The 17,436-nt window shown below is 60.1% G+C and carries 15 protein-coding genes; 9 read left to right on the top strand and 6 right to left on the bottom strand.

Annotated elements, in window-relative coordinates:
• Positions 1-149: 149 nt before the first annotated feature.
• The 5 genes from ACIPIZ_RS10475 to tpx all read right to left on the bottom strand — a co-directional run bounded on the left by ACIPIZ_RS10475 (position 150) and on the right by tpx (position 9,950).
• Positions 150-1,622, bottom strand: coding sequence for an efflux transporter outer membrane subunit (locus ACIPIZ_RS10475; RefSeq protein WP_064391072.1), 1,473 nt, complete (start codon positions 1,620-1,622; stop codon positions 150-152).
• Positions 1,619-4,726 (bottom strand): efflux RND transporter permease subunit, encoded by a 3,108-nt coding sequence (locus tag ACIPIZ_RS10470; protein WP_150648663.1) that lies wholly within the window; start codon positions 4,724-4,726, stop codon positions 1,619-1,621. Before ACIPIZ_RS10470 ends, ACIPIZ_RS10475 begins: the two co-directional genes overlap by 4 nt.
• A 142-nt stretch (positions 4,727-4,868) precedes the next feature.
• Positions 4,869-7,970, bottom strand: coding sequence for an MdtB/MuxB family multidrug efflux RND transporter permease subunit (locus ACIPIZ_RS10465; protein ID WP_064391070.1), 3,102 nt, complete (start codon positions 7,968-7,970; stop codon positions 4,869-4,871).
• Entirely contained in the window at positions 7,967-9,274 is a 1,308-nt protein-coding gene (locus tag ACIPIZ_RS10460; protein WP_064391069.1) for an MdtA/MuxA family multidrug efflux RND transporter periplasmic adaptor subunit, read from the bottom strand. The genes ACIPIZ_RS10465 and ACIPIZ_RS10460 overlap by 4 nt, the downstream gene beginning before the upstream one ends.
• A gap of 175 nt (positions 9,275-9,449) precedes the next feature.
• Positions 9,450-9,950, bottom strand: coding sequence for a thiol peroxidase (tpx, locus tag ACIPIZ_RS10455; protein ID WP_007955056.1), 501 nt, complete (start codon positions 9,948-9,950; stop codon positions 9,450-9,452).
• Between the two features lie 336 nt (positions 9,951-10,286).
• On the opposite strand from tpx, the gene ACIPIZ_RS10450 reads away from it, so the two are divergent.
• A complete protein-coding gene (locus ACIPIZ_RS10450; protein ID WP_105708117.1) occupies positions 10,287-10,712 on the top strand; it encodes a YciI family protein in 426 nt (141 codons plus the stop codon).
• Positions 10,713-10,941: 229 nt separating this feature from the next.
• Positions 10,942-11,322, top strand: coding sequence for a YciI family protein (locus ACIPIZ_RS10445; RefSeq protein WP_224790858.1), 381 nt, complete (start codon positions 10,942-10,944; stop codon positions 11,320-11,322).
• Positions 11,323-11,422: 100 nt separating this feature from the next.
• Here the strand turns inward: ACIPIZ_RS10445 and ACIPIZ_RS10440 are convergent, their stop codons facing one another.
• Positions 11,423-11,647 carry a cold-shock protein gene (locus ACIPIZ_RS10440; protein ID WP_064391067.1) on the bottom strand — a complete coding sequence of 75 codons (225 nt, stop codon included), beginning with the start codon at positions 11,645-11,647 and terminating at the stop codon, positions 11,423-11,425.
• Between the two features lie 314 nt (positions 11,648-11,961).
• On the opposite strand from ACIPIZ_RS10440, the gene ACIPIZ_RS10435 reads away from it, so the two are divergent.
• From ACIPIZ_RS10435 to ACIPIZ_RS10405, 7 genes are read left to right on the top strand one after another with little or no spacing between them, the layout of a single operon-like run.
• A complete protein-coding gene (locus ACIPIZ_RS10435) occupies positions 11,962-12,750 on the top strand; it encodes a hypothetical protein (protein ID WP_401165274.1) in 789 nt (262 codons plus the stop codon).
• A gap of 10 nt (positions 12,751-12,760) precedes the next feature.
• Positions 12,761-12,961 (top strand): hypothetical protein, encoded by a 201-nt coding sequence (locus tag ACIPIZ_RS10430; protein WP_401165211.1) that lies wholly within the window; start codon positions 12,761-12,763, stop codon positions 12,959-12,961.
• Between the two features lie 12 nt (positions 12,962-12,973).
• Positions 12,974-13,924, top strand: a complete 951-nt coding sequence (locus ACIPIZ_RS10425; protein WP_064391065.1) for a transporter — start codon at positions 12,974-12,976, stop codon at positions 13,922-13,924.
• Between the two features lie 23 nt (positions 13,925-13,947).
• Positions 13,948-14,928: a MoxR family ATPase gene (locus tag ACIPIZ_RS10420; RefSeq protein WP_064391064.1), complete on the top strand. Its 981-nt coding sequence runs from the start codon at positions 13,948-13,950 to the stop codon at positions 14,926-14,928.
• Complete coding sequence (locus ACIPIZ_RS10415) at positions 14,925-15,860, top strand: DUF58 domain-containing protein (protein ID WP_122855128.1); 936 nt, start codon at positions 14,925-14,927, stop codon at positions 15,858-15,860. The genes ACIPIZ_RS10420 and ACIPIZ_RS10415 overlap by 4 nt, the downstream gene beginning before the upstream one ends.
• Entirely contained in the window at positions 15,857-16,456 is a 600-nt protein-coding gene (locus ACIPIZ_RS10410; protein WP_401165209.1) for a DUF4381 domain-containing protein, read from the top strand. Before ACIPIZ_RS10415 ends, ACIPIZ_RS10410 begins: the two co-directional genes overlap by 4 nt.
• Positions 16,443-17,435, top strand: a complete 993-nt coding sequence (locus tag ACIPIZ_RS10405) for a VWA domain-containing protein (protein WP_253484234.1) — start codon at positions 16,443-16,445, stop codon at positions 17,433-17,435. The genes ACIPIZ_RS10410 and ACIPIZ_RS10405 overlap by 14 nt, the downstream gene beginning before the upstream one ends.
• Position 17,436 lies beyond the last annotated feature (1 nt).

Below are 17,436 nucleotides of genomic sequence, written 5' to 3'. Positions count from 1 at the left end.
TGCTCGCGAATACGTCCTCCGATTTGATCGTTCCCACGCTCCGCGTGGGAATGCAGCCCGGGACGCTCCGCGTCCCTTCAAAGCCGAACGCGGAGCGTCCGTTGAGGCGTTCCCACGCGGAGCGTGGGAACGATCAGTGAAGCCAACCTTCAGCGGGTGTTATCGCTGACATCCAGCTGCCCGTCCCAGCCACCGCCCAGCGCCGCAATCAATTGCACGCTGGCAATCAAGCGGCTTTGCAGAATGTTCAGCACGCTGCGCTCGTTGCTCAACGCCGTGGCTTGCACCACCACCACATCGATGTAGGCAATCAGCCCGGCCTTGTACTGGTTTTCCGTCAGGCGCAGGGAGTCGCGGGCAGCATCGAGGGCTTCCTGGCGCACCGCCGCTTCGTCCTCATAGACCTTGAGCTGTACCAGATAATTTTCCACCTCGCGGAAACCGTCGAGCACGGTCTGGCGGTACTTGGCCACGGTCTGGTCGTACACCGCTTCCGTGCGATCGACTTCCGCCGAACGAATGCCGCCGTCGAACAGCGGCAGCGCCAGTTTCGGCCCTACCGACCAGAAGCGGTTTGGCAGGCTGATCAGGTTCTGCGAGGTACTGCTGCTGTAGCCACCGCTCAGGCTCAGACTCAGATCCGGGTAATACGCCGCTTTGGCCACGCCGATGTTGGCGTTGGCCGCAATCACCGAGCGCTCCGCCGAAGCAATGTCCGGGCGCCGCTCCAGCAACTGTGATGGCAGGCTCAACGGCACCTGCGGCAGCTTCGGAATGGTCTGCACTTCGGCAATGTTGAAATCCGCCGGCGCTTGCCCGGTCAGCACGGCAATCGCATTTTCGAATTGCGCGCGCTGCCAGATCAGGTCGACGAGATCGGCCTGGGTGCTTTTCAGTTGCGTCTGCGCCTGGGCGACCGCATCGCGCCCGGAAACGCCGGCGCGGTATTGGTTTTGAGTCATTTTCAGCGAGCGTTCGTAAGCGGCAACCGTGGCCTCGAGCAGGCGTTTTTGCTGATCGATCACGCGCAGTTGCAGGTAGTTTTGTACCAGTTCCGATTGCTGGCTCAGGCGCATGGCGGCCAGATCGGCAAAACTGGCCTGGGCGCTGGCCTCATCGGCTTCCAGTCCACGGCGCAGCTTGCCCCACACGTCCGCTTCCCAACTGACACCCAGTTCGGCGTTATAAGTGTCGCGGATGCCACTGGAGGAACTGCTCAGACTCGAACTGCTGCTGCCGGTGCCCTGGCTGGAACGGGTCTTGCCCACGCTGAGGTCGACACTCGGATAGAACGCCCCGCGTGCGCTGCGCACCAAGGCTTGGGCCTGACGAAACTGTGCTTCCGATTGCGCGACGGTCTGGTTGGAGCTGTTTAGTTTTTCGATCAGCCCGTTGAGCTGTTGATCGCCATACAGCTCCCACCAGGCACCTCGGGCCAGCGAATCGCTCGGGTTGGCCTGGGTCCAGCCTTCGGCCTCCTTGTACTGGGCAATTTCAGCGGTCTGCGGACGCTGGTAGTCCGGGCCGACGGCGCAGGCACTGAGCATCGCCACGCACAGTGACAGGCTCAGCAGACGCGAGCCGCGAACAGTGGCCAGATTGAAAAGCGAACGGTCAGTCATAGCGGAGTTTCCAGAGCGGCGTCAGTACGCACGCCACGCCATTTGTTGAAACGATGGCGCAGCTTGTCGAGATAGAGGTAAACCACAGGCGTGGTGTAGAGCGTCAGCACCTGGCTGAAAATCAGCCCGCCGATGATGGTCAGGCCCAACGGCTGGCGCATTTCCGCGCCTTCGGCCCGGCTCAGCAGCAACGGCAAGGCACCGAGAATCGCCGCCAGCGTGGTCATCAGAATCGGCCGCAGACGCTGCAGGCAGGCACTGCGAATCGACTCCAGCGGCGACAGGCCCTGATGACGTTCCAGTTGCAGCGCGAGGTCGATCATCAGAATGGCGTTTTTCTTCACCACGCCAATCAGCAGGAACAGCCCGAGCAACGAAATCAGACTGAACTCGCCGCCCAGCGCATAGATCGACAGCAACGCGCCGACCCCGGCCGACGGCAGGGTCGACAGGATCGTCAGCGGGTGGATGTAGCTTTCATACAGCACGCCCAACACCAGATACACCGCCAGCAGCGCGCCGAGAATCATGAATGGCTGGCTCTTCTGCGTCGCGGCGAAGGCGTCGGCGGTGCCGGCCATTTTCGCGATGACGTCTTCTGGCAGGCCGAGCTTGGCAATCGCCCGCTCGATGGCGGCACTGCCCTGCTCCACCGTCACGCCTTCGGCCATGTCGAAGGAAATGTCTTCGGAGGCAAACTGGCCTTCGTGGCTGACGCGGTCGTCCTCCAGGCTGTTTTCGTAATGAGCGAAGGTCGACAGCGGCACCCGCGCACCGTCAGCGGTGATCACCTGCACCTGCTTGAGCGTCACCGGGTCCTGGGCGTATTTCGGATTGACCTCCATCACCACTTGATACTGGTTGAGGCTGTCATAGATCGTCGAAATCTGCCGCTGGCTGTAGGCGTTGTTCAACACCGAGGTAACCATGTCCATGTCGACACCGAGGCGTTTGGCCTGATCGCGGTCGACGATCAACGTCACTTGCTGCGCGCCCTTGCCTTCACGGGCATCGATCGCGGTCAGTTCGGGCAACGCACGTAACGCAGCAACCACTTTTGGATACCACTTGCGCAACTCACCCAGATCACCACTTTGCAGGATGTAGCTGTACTGCGACGTGGTCTGCTCGCGGCCGCCGCCAAACTGCAGATCCTGATCCGCCATCAGCATCAATTGCGCACCGGGGACCTTGGGCATTTCCTTGCGCAGGCGTTCGATGACCTTTTGCGCATTGAGCTGACGTTCCTTGATCGGCTTCAGACGTACCAGCATGAAGGCGTTATTGGTGCCGTTGCTGCCACCGATGAACCCGGCGACGCTTTCCACTGCTTCGTCCTTGAGCACGGCACGGCGGAAGATTTCCATTTTCGGCTGCATCACGCTGAACGAAAGACCATCGTCACCGCGCACGAAACCGATCAACTGGCCGGTGTCCTGCTGCGGCATGAAGGTTTTCGGCACCACCACGTACAGCGCGACGTTGACGCCAACGGTGATCAGCAGACTGAGCAAGGTCAGACGACGATGGCGCAACACCCAGTCGAGGCTGCTGGCGTATTTGCCAACCATCCAGTCGTTGGTGCGGCGGCTCCAGCGTTGCAGACGGTTCTCCTGCCCCGGCGTGTGCGGCTTGAGCCAACGGGCGCAGAGCATCGGTGTCAGCGTAAGCGAAACCACCAGCGAGACGACAATGGCCGCCGCCAGGGTGATGGAAAACTCGCGGAACAGGCTTTCGACAATCCCGCCCATGAACAGGATCGACAGGAACACCGCCACCAGCGAAACGTTCATCGACAGCAAGGTGAAACCGACTTCCTTGGCCCCGAGGTACGCGGCCTGCATCGGTTTGACGCCCTCGTCGATGTGCCGGGAAATGTTCTCCAGCACCACAATGGCATCGTCCACCACCAGACCGGTGGCCAGAATCAGCGCCATCAGCGACAGGTTGTTCAACGAAAAACCATAGAGGTACATCACCGCAAAGGTGCCGACCAGCGACACCGGTACGGCCAGGGTAGGAATCAGCGAAGCGCGGAAATTACCGAGGAACAGGAACACCACCAGAATCACCAGTGCCACGGCGATCAGCAAGGTCATCTCGGCTTCATGCAGTGTCGCCTTGATCACCGGCGAGCGGTCCATGGCCAGATTCAGCTTCACGCTGGCCGGCAACACCGCTTGCAGGGCCGGCAACTGCGCCTTGATCTCGTTGACCGTCTCGATGATGTTGGCACCGGCCTGGCGATTGATCACCAGCAGCACGGCGGCGTCATCGTTGAAGAAGCCGCTGTTGTAGCGGTCCTCGACACCGTCGCTGACCTTGGCCACGTCCTTCAGACGCAACGCGGCACCGTCGGCGTAGTGGATGATCAGCGATTCGTAATCCTTGGCTTTTTCCAACTGATCATTGGCCTGGATCTGCCACAAGCGCTGACCGTCCTCGACCGAACCTTTTGGCCGGCGCACGTTGGCATCGGCGATGGTCTTGCGCACATCGTCGAGCGCCACTCCGTACTGGTTCAGCGCCTGCGGTTCGAGTTCGATGCGCACAGCCGGCAGCGAACTGCCGCCGATCTGCACTTCACCGACACCCTGCACTTGCGACAGGCTCTGGGACAGAATGGTCGAGGCCAGATCGTAGAGCTGGCCTTTTTCCAGAACATCGGAGGTCAGCGACAGCACCATGATCGGCGCCTGCGACGGGTTGACCTTTTTATAGGTCGGCATGCTGCGCATACCGCTTGGCAGCAGATTGCGTGAAGCGTTGATCGCCGCCTGCACTTCCCGCGCGGCGCCGTTGATGTCGCGGTCGAGATCAAATTGCAGAATGACCCGGGTCGAACCCTGACTGGAACGGCTGCTCATGGTGTTGACGCCGGCGATCGCGCCGAATGAGCGCTCCAGCGGCGTGGCCACGGTGGACGCCATGACCTCCGGACTGGCACCGGGCAGGCTCGCCTGCACAACGATCACCGGAAAATCCATTTGCGGCAGCGGCGCCACTGGCAGCAGGCCGAAGCTGACACCGCCGAGCAGCATGATCGCCAGGCTCAGGAGCATCGTCGCGACTGGGCGTTTGATGAAAGGACCGGAGAGGTTCATTGACCACAAACCCCGACTTCACACCCATCCCCTGTAGGAGTGAGCCTGCTCGCGATAGCGGTGTGTCTGCCTCCACTGATATTGAATGTGCCGGCCTCATCGCGAGCAGGCTCACTCCTACAGGGGTTATGTGTACGGACAGTCATACCGAGACCTCTTCGGCATCCGCATTGGTCTTGCCAAAGCGCCGACCGAGGCGGTCGAAATACAGGTAGATCACCGGTGTGGTGAACAGCGTCAGCACTTGGCTCACCAGCAGACCACCGACCATCACCAGACCCAACGGCTGACGCAGTTCAGCCCCGGAACCGGTGGCGAGCATCAACGGCACCGCACCAAACAGCGCCGCCAGGGTGGTCATCAGAATCGGCCGGAAGCGCAGCAGCGCCGCCTGATAGATCGCCTGCTCCGGCGCCATGCCTTGGGTGCGTTCAGCATCGAGGGCGAAGTCGATCATCATGATCGCGTTCTTCTTGACGATACCGATCAGCAGAATGATGCCGATGATCGCGATCATGCCCAGATCGTTGCCACTGAGCAGCAACGCTAGCAAGGCGCCAACTGCCGCCGACGGCAAGGTCGAGAGAATGGTGATCGGGTGAATGTAGCTCTCGTACAGCACGCCGAGCACGATGTACATGGTCACCACCGCCGCCAGAATCAGCAGCAAGGTGCTCGACAGCGAGGCCTGGAAGGCTTCCGCCGCGCCCTGGAACTGGGTTTGTACGCCGACCGGCATGCCGATGTCTTTCTGCACTTGTTCGATGACATCGACCGCATGCCCCAACGCTACACCGGGCGCCAGGTTGAACGACATCATCACTGCCGGGAACTGGCCGATATGGGTAATCGCCAGTTGCGCCTGACGTTCTTCCACATGGGCCAGACTCGACAGGCGTACCTGTGCGCCGTCGGTGGTCTTGACGTGAATCTGGTCCAGCGCCTGCGGGCCGATCTTTTCCCCGGCCTGAGCTTGCAGCACCACGCGGTACTGGCTGGCCTGGGTGTAAATCGTCGAGATCTGGCGCTGGCCGAAAGCGTCGTACAGCGCATCGGTGATATTCGCCACTGAGACGCCAAGGCGGGAAGCGGCATCGCGGTCGATCACCAGATACACCTGCAAACCCTTGTCCTGCAAATCACTGGCAACGTCGGTCAGTTCCGGACGCTGGGCCAGCGCTTCGACCAGTCGGCCGCTCCACTGGCTGAGCAATTCGGAGTCCGGCGAAGACATGCTGAACTGGTATTGCGTGCGACTGACGCGGTCTTCAATGGTCAGGTCCTGCACCGGCTGCATGAACAGGCGGATGCCGACCAGTTTGTCCAGTTGTGGTTGCAGGCGCGCAATCACCTCAGTAGCGGTCAGATCACGATCGCCATGGGGCTTGAGGTTGATCAGCAAACGGCCGCTGTTGAGCGTGGCGTTGTCGCCGTCGACACCGATGTAGGACGACAGGCTCTGCACCGCCGGATCTTCGAGAATGATTTTCGCCAGTTCCTGTTGACGCTCACCCATGGCGGCAAAGGAAATCGACTGCGGCGCCTCGGAAATGCCCTGAATCACCCCGGTGTCCTGCACCGGAAAGAAGCCCTTCGGCACGACCATATAGAGGAACACGGTCAATGCCAGCGTACCGATGGCCACCAGCAAGGTCAGTGGCTGGTGCTTGAGTACCCAGCGCAGCATCCGACCGTACTCGGCGATCATCCAGTCGATGACAGCGCCGCTGGCTCGGTAGAAACGGCCCTGTTCATGTTCCTCGGGTTCACGTTTGAGCAAACGTGCGCACATCATCGGCGTCAGGGTCAGCGAGACCACCAGGGAAATCAGGATTGCCACGGCCAGGGTGATGGCGAACTCGCGGAACAACCGCCCGACCACGTCCGCCATGAACAGCAGCGGAATCAGTACTGCGATCAGCGACAGGGTCAGGGAAATCAGGGTGAAACCGATCTGCTTGGCGCCTTTGAGCGCGGCCTGCATCGGGCTGTCGCCCTCTTCGATGAAGCGCGCGATGTTCTCGAGCATGACGATGGCATCGTCGACCACAAAACCGGTGGCAATAGTCAGCGCCATCAGGGTCAGGTTATTGACCGAGAACCCGGCCAGGTACATCACGCCGAAGGTGCCAATCAGCGACAGTGGCACGGCCACAGACGGAATGAGCGTCGCACTGGCGCGGCGCAGGAACAGGAAGGTCACCATCACCACCAGGGCGATGGCGATGAGCAATTCGTGCTGCACGTCAGTGACCGAGGCGCGGATGGTCTGCGTGCGGTCGGTCAGCACGGTGACATCGAGGCCGGCCGGCAGGTTGTCGGTGATGCTCGGCAGCAGTGCCTTGATGCGGTCAACCACTTCGATGACGTTGGCACCCGGCTGACGCTGGATGTTCAGCAATACCGCCTGATTCTGGTTGGCCCACGCCGCGAGACGCTCGTTCTCGGCGCCATCGACGATTTCCGCCACGTCCTTGAGCCGCAACGGCGCGCCGTTCTTGTAGGCGAGGATCAGGTTGGCGTAATCCTCGGGCGAGGTCAGCTGGTCGTTGGCGTCGAGCATCGACACTCGGGTCGGGCCGTCGAAGTTGCCTTTCGGCTGATTGACGTTGGAAGCGCCGATCAAGGTGCGCACGTCCGACAGGTTCAGGCTGTTGGCGGCCAACGCTTCCGGGTTGACCTTGATGCGCACGGCCTGACGTTGACCGCCGGCAATGCTGACCATGCCAACACCGCTGATCTGGGCGATTTTCTGCGCCATGCGCGTATCGACCAGATCATTGAGTTTGGGCAACAGCATGGTTTTCGAGGTGATCGCCAGGGTCAGTACCGGGGTGTCTGCCGGGTTGACCTTGTTGTACACCGGCGGCGCTGGCAAATCGGTCGGCAGCAGATTGGTCGCGGCGTTGATCGCGGCTTGCACCTGCTGTTCGGCGACGTCCATGTTGATATCGAGACTGAAACGCAGGGTCAGCACCGACGCGCCGCCGGAGCTGGTCGAGGCCATTTGCGTCAGGCCCGGCATCTGCCCGAACTGGCGCTCGAGTGGCGCAGTTACAGCACTGGTCATCACATCCGGGCTGGCGCCGGGATACAGGGTCATGACGCGGATGGTCGGGTAATCGACCTGTGGCAGTGCCGACACCGGCAGCAAGCGATAAGCGATCAGGCCGGCCAGAACAATGGCCAGCATGCTCAGGGTGGTGGCTACCGGTCGGAGGATGAACAGCCGCGAAATGTTCATGCGCCCTTCTTGGCCTTGTCAGTGACCGCAGCATCCGGTGCGTTGGCGGCGGATTTGCCTTGCAGGTGTTCGGTCGGGGTGGTCGGCACTTGATTGCTGTCGTTGACCACTTCCACTTCACTGCCCTCTTTCAGGCGGTCGGTGCCTTCCAGCACCACGCGGTCGCCAGCGGCCAGACCTTCGGTGATGACGGTGTTTTCGCCATCGCTGGCGCCGATCTTCAACTGGCGAATGGTGACTTTCTTGTCGCCGTCCAGCGCATAAACGAAGGTACCGTTGGTGCCGAACTGGATGGCCGCCGAAGGCGCCAGCACCACGCCTTTCAGCGTGTCAGCCAGCAAGTGCACGTTGACGAACTGGTTGGGGAACAGCGCCTGATCGCGGTTTTCGTAGCGGGCCTTGAATTTCAGGGTGCCAGTGGCGACGTCGATCTGGTTGTCGAGGCTTTGCAAAACACCAGTGGCCTGCAGTTTGGTGTCGCCGCGATCCCACGCTTCGGCCGGCAGCTTGGCGCCGCTACGATAGCGGGCGAGCACTGTTTCGAGGCTGTTTTCCGGCAAGGTGAAAGCGACGCTGATCGGTTGTGTCTGAGTAATAACCGCGAGGAACGTGGTGTCGTTGGCGGTGACGAGGTTGCCGACGTCAATCTGGCGCAGACCGACACGGCCGGCAATCGGCGCGCGGATCTTGGTGAATTCCAGATTGAGTTTGGCGTCATTGACCGCCGCCTGATTGGTCTTGACCGTGCCCAGATACTGACCGACCAGCGCTTCGGCGGTGTCCAGCGTCTGTTTGGCGATGCTGTCCTCTTTGAACAGACCGCGATAACGCTCGACGTCGACCTGCGCGTTTTTCAACTGTGCCTGATTTTGCAGCAAGGTGCCTTCGGCCTGCAGCAAGGCGTTCTGGTAGGGACGCGGGTCGATCTCGGCCAGCAGGTCACCAGCCTTGACCATCTGGCCTTCTTCGAAATTGATCTTGACCAGCTCGCCGCCCACACGGCTGCGCACATTGATGGTGTTGAGCGCGGTCACCGTACCCAGCGCCTTGTAGTACAGCGGAAAGTCGCCGGTGACCGCCGGCGCCACCCGCACCGGAATCGGCCCGGTGCCGCCACCGAAGCCCGGCCGCATCATCCCCGAACGTCCGGCATGCCCGGCAGCAGCCTTGTCAGCGCCCTCCTTGTGGGCTGAACCGGCCGGCCAGAATTTCCAGCACAGAACGGCGATCACCAACAGGACAAGCAGGCTGATCAGCCAGCGACGGGAGTTACGGGGGGACGATTGCATGGAGTGATTAACCATTGGGCGCGTGGGCTTCTATTACGGGAGGCTGAACGATAAGCACTGATGGGGAATTAGCAAAGCAGCTTTACCGGCAATTTACTTACACCTTACGTTTCAAGGTGTGAGGCAAAACACTGATACACAAATGAAAACGGCCTGGACAGGGCCAGGCCGTTAACAATTGTAAAAGCGCTTACTTGAGAACGGACAGTGCCGCTTCGTAGTTAGGCTCTTCAGCGATTTCCTTGACCAGTTCGCTGTGCAGGACGTTGTCGTTTTCGTCCAGAACCACGACGGCGCGAGCGGTCAGGCCTTTCAGCGGGCCGTCAGCGATGGCCACGCCGTAGTTCTCGATGAACTCGGCACCGCGCAGGGTCGACAGGTTCTGGACGTTTTCCAGACCTTCGGCGCCGCAGAAGCGTGCCTGGGCGAACGGCAGGTCAGCGGAGATGCACAGCACCACGGTGTTGCTGATGTCATTGGCCTGAGCGTTGAACTTGCGCACGGAGGTAGCGCAAGTCGGGGTGTCAACGCTTGGGAAGATGTTCAGCACTTTGCGCTTGCCGGCAAAGTCTTTCAGGGTGACGTCGGACAGATTGCCGGCAACCAGAGAAAAGGCTGGCGCCTTGGAACCGGCTTGTGGCAACTGGCCGTTGACTTGAACCGGATTGCCTTTGAGGGTGACTTGAGCCATGACTTGAGTCCTTCTGATGTTTTGATTGGAAAGCATGCAAGAGGCCGAAGTTAACCACGAAATTGTCCGACGACCTATGCCCTGTTTGGAAATTGTTGGGTGCCTGCGCGAAAAATTGTATACAAAACCACCGCTATTCCAATGTGGGAGCGAGCCTGCTCGCGAAGAGGTCGTCACATTCAACATTTATGCTGACTGATCCAGCGCCTTCGCGAGCAGGCTCGCTCCCACATTGGATTCTGCAGTGTTACTGGTCTTTTATTCAGAGACTCTGTCGATTCACCGCTGGCCCGTTCGACTAAACAACGAATCCCCACAATCCACGGAGTAACCGCCATGCGCTTCATGATCCTTGTCAAAGCCAGCGTCGACTCGGAAGCCGGCATCATGCCCAGCGAAGAGCTGATCACCGCCATGGGCAACTTCAACGAAGAACTGGTCAAAGCCGGCATTCTCATCGACGCCGATGGCCTGCACCCGAGCAGCAAAGGCGCCCGCGTACGCTTCTCCGGTGACAAACGCACGGTCATCGACGGGCCGTTCATCGAGACCAAAGAACTGGTGGCGGGTTACTGGATCTGGGAAGTGAAATCAAAAGAAGAAGCCATCGAATGGGTCAAGCGCTGCCCTAACCCGATGCCGGGCGAGTCCGATATTGAAATCCGCCAGATATTTTCTGCAGAAGACTTCGGCGCCGAGTTCACCCCCGAAGCACGTGCGCAGGAAGAACGCGTTCGCGAACAAGCCAAGAAAAACGGCTAAACCAACTCCTCCCTGTAGGAGCTGCCGCAGGCTGCGATCTTTTGATCTTGAAAAGCAAAGTCAAAAGATCACAGCCTCGTTTCATTCGACAGCTACAGAATCGATCACTCGGGCATAGAGCGGATCTTGATCGTTCCCACGCTCTGCGTGGGAATGCCTCTCGGGACGCTCCGCGTTCCAAATTGCGAATTTGACGCAGAGCGTCAGGGGCTGCATTCCCACGCAGAGCGTGGGAACGATCAATCAAGAACTGATCACCGCCATGGGCAACTTCAACGAAGAACTGGTCAAAGCCGGCATTCTCATCGACGCCGATGGCCTGCACCCGAGCAGCAAAGGCGCCCGCGTACGCTTCTCCGGTGATAAACGCACGGTCATCGACGGGCCGTTCATCGAGACCAAAGAACTGGTTGCGGGTTACTGGATCTGGGAAGTGAAATCAAAAGAAGAAGCCATCGAATGGGTCAAGCGCTGCCCGAACCCGATGCCCGGCGATTCGGAAATTGAAATCCGTCAGATATTTTCTGCCGAAGACTTCGGCGCCGAGTTCACCCCCGAAGCACGTGCGCAGGAAGAACGCGTTCGCGAACAAGCCAAGAAAAATAGCTGAACACTACACAGGTAGGAGCTGCCGCAGGCTGCGATCTTTTGATCTTCAAAACATAAGCAAACGATCGCAGTCTCTGGCATCACAGACAAAGCAGTAAGCCTTAGATCAACTTGAGACTATCGCAACGCCAGGTTTTTTTACCTTTATCCATGGGGCACTCGACTTTTTCAAATTCAACTCTTGAATTCTGATTGACCAGTAAGTAGATGTCCAAACCAATATCCTTGGCACTAAAGTACACAAGCTCTCCTGTTTCATCCTGCTTGATAAATCCGGAATATTGAGCAACATTGTAGAAGATCACCGTTCCCGTCGCCACATCCATCCCCTTATTGAAGCCTTCTCTTCACCACCAGTCAGCAGTGGTTCCCTCAACATCAAGCGACATTCATCCTCGCTGAACAACTGTCAACTCTGACAGGTGCCGAGCATTACCGACTAACGGTCGCAGGCCATCCAGTACACAACTCGATTGTTAACCCGTACACAAAACCAAAGAATTAATCCATTCGGCTGGCTAACTCCCGATTAGCTGCTAGCGTCATTCAGACGTGTCCTACAGGCTTGATAAGAAAGGGATTACGCAGTAACGGCCGCGAAGTGCCAAGTTATCCAAAAGCCACCAGGGAATCGGGGATGATGTTCAATCGAGTGGGGAAGACTCTTTTTCTGGCGAGTTCGCTGGCGGCTGCGTGTGCGGCACAGGCGGATAACGCCGAGGACTCGAACAAGAGCAACAACCCGTTGAACGTCGCACCGGGCGCCAATCTGCAGGATTACTACACCCCCAAACTCTACGACAGCAATGCGCACAGCAATGACGTGTTGCTGCGCGGCACCCTGCCGATCGCGCCGAACGATTTGATCGGCGTGCCGCAACTGGTCCGTGCGACGCTGCCGATCAGCACCCGCCCAGACCCGCATAACGGATACAGCACCGGCATCGGCGATCTGAACCTGTTCGATATCTTCATTCTGAAAACCGACGGCGTGCAGTTGGGCATTGGCCCGTTGATCACCGCACCGACGGCTGAACAGGACGAACTCGGTACCGGCAAATGGCAAGGCGGTCTGGCAGCGGTGGCCATCGACGCTTCGCCGCGCGGGTTGCTCGGCGCTCTGGTGCAGTACCAGAGTTCGTTTGCCGGCGACAACGATCGCCCGCACGTCGAGAGCGCCACCATGCAGCCGTTCATCATCCATAACCTGGAAAAAGGCTGGTATCTGCGCTCTACCGGCACCTGGACTTTCGACCTGAAAAACGACACGCACTACATCCCGCTCGGTCTGGGTGTCGGCAAAGCCTGGAAGTCCGGCAGCAACATCCTCAACGCTTTCGTCGAGCCGCAGTGGACGGTCGACCGCAAGGGCGACGGGCTGCCGCAGTTCGTCGTGTACACCGGCATCAACGTGACATTCGGCAAATAAGGAAAACGCCATGCACGCTATTTTCAAAACCACTGGATACGGCCTGATGATCATGTTTGTCAGCTGTGGTGTCGGCGCCCAGCAACCCAAATGCCCCACGACGCCAAACGGGTCGGCACAGGAGATTGTTCGCCTTGATATGCCAACACCGGAAGTCGCCAGTGGTGAATGGAAAATGCCGTTGCTCAACCCGATCAATTCAAAACAATAAGCGGAGTTTTTGATGATCAAGCCCAACGTAGTGCGCCCATTGCTGGCGCTGTGCATGATCGGCAGTCCTCTGCTTTACGCAGCAGAGGGTGGCGTTGGCCGACCGATCACCGGCCAGCAGGTGTTTTCCAACGCCGGGATAGTCCCGCCCGAACCGGGCTGGGTCATGTCGCTGACCAGCATCTGGTACGACGGCTCGCTCAAGGGCAGTTCCGGCGCGCCGATTTCCGGTGCCGTCAGTGGCGGGATCGACATGAAAGTCTCCTACACCATGGGCAACTTCACCCACGTCTGGGACACCGGCAAGGGTCGCTGGAACTACGCCTCGGCGATCGGCGTGCCGGTGCAGTACACCGACATCAAAGCGAGTATCTCCGGCCCGCGCGGCCGCACGCTGGGCGACAGCGATTCCGGCACACAATTCGCCGACGCCTTGATCACGCCGATTGCCGCCGGCTACCACTTCGATGAGCTGAACCACATCTCGTTTTCGCTGCCGATCTACGTGCCAACCGGTGCCTACAACAAGGATCGCCTGGCCAACCCGGGACAGAACAACTACACGTTCATGCCGACCGTGGCGTTCACTCATCTGGATGGCAAGGGCGGCGAATTCAGCCTCATGAGCGCTTTCGAGCGCTACACCGAAAACGACGCCACCGATTACCGCAACGGCAACATCTTCCGCCTCGATGCCCTGTGGACCCTCGGGTTTGGCGAAGGCTGGAATGCCGGCGTTGCCGCCGGTTATATCCAGCAACTGACCGACGACAAAGGCCAGACCGCCAACACGTTCAACGGCTATCGCGGACGTTCTGTGGGCGCTGGTCCGGTGCTCGGCTGGACCGGCAAATTCGCCGATGCCCAAGCCAACATCAGCGCCCGCTGGGTGCCGGAATTCGACACCAAGAATCGCCCCGAGGGCAACGGCTTCAGCGTCAACCTGACCCTGGCGTTTTTCTAGACCGGACACAAAGGACTGCTGCCATGACCGCACTTACCGACCTCAATGCCCTGCAAGCCAGCATCGCCGAAGCCGTACTCGGCCAGGATCAGGTGATCCGCCAAATCCTCCTCGGCCTGTTGGCCAACGGTCACTTGCTGCTGGAAAGTCTGCCGGGGCTGGCCAAGACCCGCACGGTCAAAGCACTGGCCAAACACCTCGACGCGAAGATGAGCCGCATCCAGTTCACCCCGGACTTGCTGCCCTCGGACATCACCGGCGCCGAGGTGCTGCATCAGGTCGAAGGCAAGAATGAAATCCGCTTCCAGCCCGGCCCGCTGTTCGGCAATCTGATTCTCGCCGACGAGATCAACCGCGCCCCCGCCAAAGTGCAGGCGGCGTTGCTCGAAGCCATGGAGGAGCGGCAGATCACCGTCGCCGGTAACAGCCATGCATTGCCCGAATTATTCATCGTGGTGGCGACGCAAAACCCGATCGAGCAGGAAGGCACTTACCCGCTGCCGGAAGCGCAGATGGATCGCTTTCTGATGAAAGTCCTGCTCGATTACCCGAGCGCGGAAAACGAGAGCCAGGTGCTGCGCCTGTTGCGCAACGAAGAATTCGCTCAAGGTGCGAGCACCACACCCATCAAGGGTTTCAGCCTCGCGCAGGATGTGATCTTCGCGGCGCGCAAAGAGGTCAGCGCCGTGCACGTGTCGCCGGCCATCGACAGCTACCTGATCGACCTGATCAACGCTACCCGCCACCCTGCCGACTATGACGAAGACCTCGCGCGCTGGATCAGCATCGGCGCCAGCCCGCGTGGCGGCATCGGTCTGGATCGTTGTGCGCGTGCCGATGCGTGGTTGCAGGGCCAGGATTTCGTTTCGCCGGACAACGTGCGCGCCGTGGTGCATCCGGTGCTGCGCCATCGTCTGCAACTGAGCTATGACGCGGTGGCGGACGGTGTCAGCGCCGATCAGGTGCTGGACCGGATTCTCGATAAAGTGGCGATTCCGGCATGAACGATGAAGGCCTGGTCTACGTCTCTCTCGCGCAACTGATGGCGCTGGAGTTCAAGGCCCGTGACCTGAGTTTTCTCGCCCGCCAGCCGCAAGGCAGCATCCTTGCCGGCAATCACGCCTCGCGCTTGCGCGGCCGTGGCTTGAACTTCGACGAACTGCGCCGCTATCAGCCAGGCGATGATTTGCGTCACCTCGACTGGCGCGCCTCGCTGCGCACCGGCAAACCGGTGGTGCGCACCTTCACCGAAGAGCGCGATCGGCCGGCGCTGCTCGTGGTCGATCAACGCATGTCGATGTTCTTTGGCTCGCAACGCAGCTTCAAATCCGCCGTGGCTGCCGAACTCGCCGCACTCGCGGCGTGGATGGTGTTCCACGCCGGCGACCGGGTCGGCGGGCTGGTGTTCAACGATCAACGCATCGACAGCATTGCCCCACTGCGCAGCCGCAAGCGCGTCGAAGCGCTGCTCAGCCGCATTGCCGAACAGAACCGCGCCTTGAACGCCGGCAACCGTGACGCCGAGGATGAGGATCAACTGGACAAAGTCTTGCAGCGCTGTCTCGCGCTGGCCGGGCACGACCACCTGATCTGCATCGTCAGTGACTTCGCCGGGGCTGGCGAGCGTACCTTGCAACTGATGCGGCAACTGTCGGCGCACAACGATGTGATTGCGCTGCAAGTTTATGATCCGCTGGCCTTGAAGCTGCCGACTAACGGTCGCTTGCTGGTCACCCAAGGCGAGTTGCAGGTTGAATTGGCCATCGAGAAACGCAATGTGCATCAGCCGCTGGGGGACTTTCTCAGCGGGCGGCTCCAGGACGTCGCCACCCTGCTGCGCCGCAGTCAGGTACCGCTGATGATGATCAGCACCGCAGAAGAAGCCCATGCCCAACTGCGCGCCGAGCTGGGTAAAAGTGCCGGGGCACGGAGGTGAATCCGCAGATCCCCAGCATCGAACAGCTTAAGGAGCTGGGCCTGCCTGCGCCGGTCAGTTATGCGCCGCAGACGTGGGGTTGGTGGGTGTTGCTTGCCCTGCTGATATTGGCCGCGTTGTTGATCGGCATTCGGCGTTATTGGCAATGGCGCAGGGACGCTTATCGGCGTGAGGGCCTTGCGCGTCTGGCGCAATTGCGTGAACGCGGCGATGACCTCAATGCCTTGCGCGAATTGCCGGAACTGCTCAAGCGCGTGGCGCTCTCGATGCCCACACAATCCCCAAACTGGAACCCGATCTCTGTAGGAGTGAGCCTGCTCGCGATAGCGTCATCACGTTCAACACATGCATCGACTGACCGGACGCCATCGCGAGCAGGCTCACTCCTACAGGGTCCTGCGGCGCTGGGGAAGGAGGATTGGCAAGGCTTTCTGCAGCGCCACAGCAAGAAACCGCTGCCGGCAAACTTCGGCGCGCAACTCGCACAACTCGCCTACGCCCCCGACGAAACCCTGCGCGCCCTCCCCGCGCCGCAGCGTCAGGCACTGTTCGAGACCTGCCAATACTGGATGGAGCATCACCATGTGGCAGCTTGATTACCCCTGGCTGTTGTTGCTGCTGCCGCTCCCCTGGCTGGCCTACCGATACCTGCCCGCCTACAACGAAGCGCGCAGCGCAGTGCGCGTGCCGTTTTTCAGCGCCATGAGTCGCGCAGTCGGTGAAGCACCGAGCAACGTCGGCAGTCGGCGCAACACCTGGCAGTTGCTGCTCAATGTGCTGGTCTGGGCACTGATCCTGTTGGCTGCTGCCCGTCCGGTATTCGTCGAAAAGCCCATCGAGAGGCAACAACCGGTGCGCGACCTGATGCTCGCCATCGACCTTTCGCAGTCGATGGAAACCGAAGACTTCAGCAACGCCAACGGTGAAAAAATCAATCGCCTCGCTGCCGTCAAAGAAGTCGTGCAAGGCTTCATCGATAAGCGCAAGGACGACCGTCTCGGCCTGATCGTCTTCGGCAGCGGCGCCTACCCGCAGGCGCCGCTGACCCTCGATCACGCCAGCCTGTCGCTGTTGCTGGCGGACACCGGTATCGGCATGGCCGGGCCCAACACCGCGATCGGCGACGCGATCGGCCTGAGCCTGAAGCTGCTCGACAAGGCCCACGAACAGGAAAAAGTCCTCATCTTGCTCACCGATGGTAACGACACCAGCAGCGCGATCACTCCGGATCACGCCGCCGAAATGGCCGCCAACAAAGGCGTGATCATTCACACCATCGGTATCGGCGACCCGAGTGCATCCGGCGAAGCCAAGGTCAACCTGTCGGCGCTGGAGCAGATTGCCAAAACCACCGGCGGCCAGTTCTTCCGCGCCGAAGACCGCAACGCGCTGGATCAGGTCTACAGCACCCTCGATCGACTGACCCCGCATCAAGTGAAAACCCTCAGCCATCAACCGCAACGCGAATTGTTCTACTGGCCGCTGGGCGCGGCAGTTGCGCTGTTGGCGCTGTATCACCTTGGCGCGCTGCTGCGTGTGCGCCTGGCGTTTGCCCGTCAGCGACAGGAGGCCTGAG

The sequence above is a fragment of the Pseudomonas sp. NPDC087690 genome (assembly GCF_044743175.1).
In the GTDB taxonomy this organism is placed as follows: domain Bacteria; phylum Pseudomonadota; class Gammaproteobacteria; order Pseudomonadales; family Pseudomonadaceae; genus Aquipseudomonas.
This window is presented reverse-complemented; position numbering and strand designations above follow the sequence as displayed.